Consider the following 5,515-nt stretch of genomic DNA (forward strand, 5'->3'; position numbering starts at 1 on the left):
CTCAGCCCAGGGTGTGATCATGAAAACCCTGCGATTGCACTGTCTGCACCGCTCTGTCGCAAGCGCGGCTGCGGCAGCCGTCATCAGCCTTGCAGCAGCCCTGACCTCCGCCTCCCCCGCCGCAGCCCAGGCCGATCCGCCGTCTGGCCATCAGACATGCCAAGTGACCGTGAATCACGGGCGGGGCGGCCTAGAACAAATCATTTGGGCCGTCACGGCCGGGCCCCAGGACAACACGCAGCGGCAGGACTGCTCACCTCAACGTCAAGACCAGGGCGACGGCCGCACGCCCATCGACGATGCAGATCGTCTCCCGGCTTCCGCCACGTGACCGACGGTGGGCGAGGCGACGCAGACCGGTGGCCCTGACAGTCACCGGGAATGCGGCGCCACCCCCCACGCGGCCCGCACACCCCTGACGGGCCTGCGACGGGCGTGTACGTACGGGCGGAGCTGGGACGACATCGGTGGCGAGGGGCGTGGCTGCGCTGCCGGCGGGACACGAGACGGGCCCCACCGCCTGCCGGAGGCGGTGGGGCCCGTACGGCTTCCGGGCCGTCCCCGTTCCGGGACGGCCCGGCCTGCCCGGGCGGTCAGCCGTGGTAGTTGATGTAGCCGTTGCTGTCCGTGTCGTCGGCGCGCTTGGTGTAGGAGTGCGCGTCGGCCCGTGAACCGTTGGGCTTGATCAGGTAGATGGTGTCCTTGTCGTTGTTCCAGATGAAGTTGCAGTTCTGGCGGTAGACGACGTTGCCGGCGTCGGAGTCGGTGCCGCGGCCGCCACGCAGCTTCACGTAGTCGCCGGGCTCGAGCTTGTGGCTGGCGGTGAAGGTGAACTTGTTGCCCGCGGCGTCCTTGACGACGTAGCCCTTGAGGTTCACCGTCGCGGTGCGCGAGTAGTTCTTGATCGTCAGGTACTCGTCCTTGGTATTGCCACCGGAACACCGGTTGGAGTCCGCGCCCGGGGCGTCGTACTGGACGCCCTTGACCTTCAGCGCGGACGAGTACTCGGTGGCCTGGGCCGGACCGGCAGCCAACACGGCGACCGCGCCCGCTGCAGCGGCCGCGGTCAGAACATGACGCATACGCGTAGGCATGAGAAATTCCCCCCTCAATGGTGCGATTGGAGCGCCTGGAGCATACCGAACGTGATCAGCGTGTGGGCTTGATGTGTCTGCATTGCGAAGAGGGGTGTGGGTGGGACTGGTCGACGGGCCGTCCAACGCCGCTTCCCGCTTGACGATGCCCGGGTATCCGGGCTGCCACTGGCCCGCCGCAATGAGCCGCTCGGCAACATCACGCAGATGGGCGGCGCCGACTGCGGTGGCGCCGCCGGCCGGGCCCACCCGCCAACACCACTCCGAAATCGGCACCATCCCCCTCCCCCAGCCCGCCCTGGTCGACCAACTACGCAACCTCACCTCCCCCTGTGACGGGGACAACGGGCCAGCCTTCCTGCCGAAGTTTGCGAGTCGCGGAAGACATCGAATCGCAGCTTCGTGTCGCTTCCTCGGCGGTCTGTCTTGATCGGAGCAGACCGCCGGGCTTGTGACCTGGGCTGTCCTGCACCTTCCGAGTCAGCAGCCCGCAGGTCTCCTACCTTCGCGGTTGCCAGGTGGTTTGGGGACGAGCGCGGTGTCGGGTCGGAAGTGCGGGCACGCGTCGACGCCGTGGGCGAGGGCCCTGGACGCGGGCTGCCGGAGCGGAACTCGCGTGGACAAGCCTCCGGGTGTGTGACCCGCTCGATCGCACCGTGCGGTCGATGCGCTTCCCGGGCCCCGTCGGCTGGGCCGATCAGCGCAGTCCGGCGAAGAGATCGTTCTCGGGCATGGCCGCGCCGGTGGCGTCCTGGACCCGTACGAAGGTCTCCATGCCCATCATCTCGCCGAACCTCTCCTTGCCCATCTTGAGGAAGAAGATGTTCTCGCCCTGACTGGCGTGCGCGGCCAGCGCGTCGAACTTCTGGCCGCTGAACGCGGTGGTGTCCACCCACGTGGTGATCTCATCGTCGGGGAGGCCGATCTCGGCCATAGCGGCGGCCTCGGCAGGATCCGGCTCCGGCATGTCCTCATGGAACTCGCGCATGATCTCGCCGAACCGCTGCATCATCGAGCGGGGCATCGTGGTCCAGTACACCTTCGGCGTCAGCGCGGTCATCTCCAGCGCCGCCATCGTGATGCGGTGGGCCTGGATGTGGTCGGGGTGGCCGTAGAAGCCGTTCTCGTCGTAGGTGACGACCACATCAGGTCGGTAGTGCCGCATGAGTTCTGCGAGTCGGGCCGCGCCTTCCTGCACTGGGGTCTGCCAGAAGGATCCAGGGGCGTCGTTGCTCGGCCAGCCCATCATCCCGGAGTCGGCATAGTCCAGCATCTCCAGATCGCTGATCTTCAGGGCGTCGCAGCTCTCCTCTAGTTCGTGACGGCGCATCAGGGCGACGGCCGACGGATCGTGCCCGGGATCGCCCGGCTTGACACCCCCGGGTCCGTCACCGCAACCGCCGTCGGTACACGTCACGAGAATCGTGCGGATGCCTTCCGCCGCGTACCGCGCGAGGACCCCTCCGGTTCCGGTGGCCTCGTCGTCGGGGTGGGCGTGTACTGCCATGAGCGTCAAGGGCCGGTCGGTCATGAGACAGTCCTCCTGCAGAAATACGTCTTGGTCCAAGTGCGCGGCGGGCGTACCGCGATCCAGGGGCCCGGATCCTGGTGGCGCGGACAACCTTGTGGTCTCCGTGTTCCCCGCCCGTGCGGCGCCGGTCCCTCGGTCGATGCAACCGTGCAGGCCGGACCGGCTGTTCCCGCCGCGGCCGCTTGGCCTTCCAGGCGTCGGCGTTTCAACGCCAACGAGGTGCAGGCTGTCCCGTCGCATTAGATCTTGCAGAGGTAGGGGCCGTTGACCTGCGGGCTGACAACGACTGCGGTTAGGCACGGGTGGATCCTGCGCCCGCCGCCGCACTGCGGGGGCGGGCGCAGGATCCGTGACAGCACCACGGCCGTGTAGTGCGGTGCACACCCCACACCGGTCCGGCGCCCAGAACACCAAATCCAGGGCGCGCATCGGGGAGGCGATGTGTCCAACTGGCCTTCCGAGTACGGTTGCTCGTCTCGCAGCGGCCGGGCTCTCCCCCGCGTCCAGGAGCCGGTCCTCGATTGCGTCGGCGTCTGGGTGCCGTCCTTCGCCTAGTGTCCTGAGTCGGAGGGAGTGCCCGAGGGCAGCCAGGCTGGCGGCGAGGGAGTCGGCCTGCTCGGGCGAGAGCGGGGAGAGACCCAGAGCGCGGGGCGGGAGGCGGGAGAAGGTGTCGCAGACCTCGCCCGCCTCCAGCATGCCGAAGACGGGGCTACCTCGAGGTCCCCTTGACGAGACGGACCGTATCGTCTAACTTCTTGTTCGTCGGCCGGCAGCTGGTGCTCCTTCTGCTTGCCACACGATCCTGTTCGCCGAGCAAAGGACTGCTCTTGCACTGTGCTTCCGTCGGCACCACCGTCACTGCCTCTCCTCTCACCACGTCTCAGATCGCTCTTGCCGAGGTGACCAAGCGCTACGGCGACCGCAACGTGCTGGACCGCGTGTCTCTCTCTGTCCGGCCGGGCGAAAAGGTCGGGATCGTCGGGGACAACGGCTCTGGGAAGTCCACGCTCCTGCGGCTGCTAGCAGGACAGGAGCCTGTCGACAACGGCAGCCTGACCGTCATCGCACCGGGCGGGATCGGCCACCTTCGCCAGACTCTCGATCTGCCCGGTTCGGCGCGCGTGGGCGATGCCGTGGATCACGTACTGGGCGAACTGCGCGCTCTGGAGCACCGTATTCGTGTCGCCGAGGCCACACTCGGCACGGCCGGCACTGCTGAGTTCGAGCGCTACGCCGCGCTGGTGGCCGAGTTCGATGCGCGGGGCGGGCACGGAGCGGATCGCCGGGTCGAGGTGAGCCTGCGCCGGCTCGGCGAGCACGCGCCACTGGACCGGGGGCGTGTGCTGAGCACCCTCTCCGGAGGGCAGCGCTCCCGGCTCGCGCTCGCCGCGACCCTGGCCTTGGCCCCCGAACTGCTGCTGCTCGACGAGCCGACCAACGATCTGGACGACGAGGCCGTGGCCTGGCTCGAAGGACATCTGCACCGTCATCGGGGCACGGTCATCGTGGCCACGCACGATCGGGCGTTCCTGGAACGCGTCACCGACACCATCCTGGAAGTGGACCACGATCAGCGCACGGTACGGCGCTACGGCAATGGATACGCTGGCTTCCTCGCCGCCAAGGCGGCGGCCCGGGCCCGGTGGGTGTGGGATCACGAGCAATGGCGCAATGAGGTCGCCCGACAGGAACACCTCGCCGACTCCAGCATCGGGCTGCTGGCCCAGATCCCCCGCAAGGGGCCGTGGGCGTTCAGCGGCGCCGGCACTTTTCGAGCGCGCTCACGGGCACACGGCGCACAAAGCCGCATCCGGAACGCACGCGAGCGATTGCAACGGCTCACGGAGCACCCCGTGCCGCCACCTCCGAGGCCACTGCGCTTCACAGGCCGCGTCGAAGGCACGCCAACCGCCGAGGAAACATCAACGGCAGCGCACCTGGAAGACGTCCTGGTCAAAGGGCGGTTGCAGGTTCCGTCCCTGAAACTCGCCCCCGGTGACCGACTCCTCGTCACCGGCCCTAACGGTGTCGGCAAAAGCACCCTTCTCCAGTTGCTGGCAGGGGAACTGACGCCTGACGCCGGTATCGTGCGCCGACCGCGCCGGGTTGGATTCCTACGTCAACAAAGCGCGCCCGACGACGCCTTCGATGCCCGAACGCTGCTCGCGGCATTCGCAGCCGACAAGGCGGGGCAGCCCGACGAGCACGCCGACGCACTCCTTGCGCTCGGCCTTTTCCAGGCCGCCGACCTTGCTGTTCCCATAAGGAACCTGTCCGTCGGGCAGCGCCGCAAGCTCGAACTGGCCCGGCTCGTGACGGCCGGGCCACTCGATCTGCTACTGCTCGACGAGCCGACGAACCACTTGGCTCCCGCCTTGGTGGAAGAGATCGAGGCAGCCCTGGCCCGCTACACCGGCACGCTGGTCGTGGTGACACACGACCGGCTCCTGCGCGAACGCTTCCCCGGGCCCCGCCTGGAACTCCCCATGGCCGCCGAGAAGGCGCGCCAGAACTGACGACCTTGAGCCGCCCAGCCGTCCGCGCCGAATGGCCGATCAAGGGCGGGACGTACGCAAGGAAAAGAACAGCATGGCCCGAGGCCTTCTCCTCGTGGACCAAGACGTTCACCGACCCCCGGCTCTGCGCGGCCATCGTGGACCGCCTCACCTTCGGCGGCAACATCATCGAGACCGGCAGCGATTCCTACCGACTCGCCCATACCAAAGCCGCCCAGCAACAACGACCGGTTTGACAAACAAACCCTGGCCCCGTCGCGAAGCCGTGACGGCCAGGGGAGCAGGACGCGCGGCTCATGCCGCCCAACACTGTCCTCGGTCGTGAGGCCCACGCTACGCAGGGGCGCGGGCATGGCCACAGTGGCGTCCGCCGG

General features: G+C 68.1%; 3 protein-coding genes and 1 pseudogene. 2 read left to right on the forward strand and 2 right to left on the reverse strand.

The window, feature by feature from the left end; translation table 11 throughout:
• Positions 1-593: 593 nt before the first annotated feature.
• Both AB0D57_RS46955 and AB0D57_RS46960 read right to left on the reverse strand, forming a co-directional pair.
• Positions 594-1,094 (reverse strand): lamin tail domain-containing protein, encoded by a 501-nt coding sequence (locus AB0D57_RS46955; protein WP_362088651.1) that lies wholly within the window; start codon positions 1,092-1,094, stop codon positions 594-596.
• Between the two features lie 697 nt (positions 1,095-1,791).
• Positions 1,792-2,625 (reverse strand): PIG-L family deacetylase, encoded by an 834-nt coding sequence (locus AB0D57_RS46960; protein ID WP_362088649.1) that lies wholly within the window; start codon positions 2,623-2,625, stop codon positions 1,792-1,794.
• An 827-nt stretch (positions 2,626-3,452) separates the two neighbouring features.
• Between AB0D57_RS46960 and abc-f the strand changes: the two genes are divergently transcribed.
• Positions 3,453-5,141, forward strand: a complete 1,689-nt coding sequence (abc-f, locus tag AB0D57_RS46965) for a ribosomal protection-like ABC-F family protein (protein ID WP_362088650.1) — start codon at positions 3,453-3,455, stop codon at positions 5,139-5,141.
• A 55-nt stretch (positions 5,142-5,196) separates the two neighbouring features.
• A pseudogene (locus AB0D57_RS46970) lies at positions 5,197-5,377 on the forward strand (ATP-binding protein); the annotation flags it as partial.
• Between the last annotated feature and the right edge of the window lie 138 nt (positions 5,378-5,515).

It is taken from the genome of Streptomyces sp. NPDC048275 (assembly GCF_040652275.1).
Classification (GTDB): domain Bacteria; phylum Actinomycetota; class Actinomycetes; order Streptomycetales; family Streptomycetaceae; genus Streptomyces.

Excerpts from the sequence above, each read along its gene's own strand:
- AB0D57_RS46960 (WP_362088649.1), bottom strand. The coding sequence starts at position 2,625 with ATGACCGACCGGCCCTTGACGCTCATGGCAGTACACGCCCACCCCGAC.
- AB0D57_RS46955 (WP_362088651.1), bottom strand. The coding sequence starts at position 1,094 with ATGCCTACGCGTATGCGTCATGTTCTGACCGCGGCCGCTGCAGCGGGC.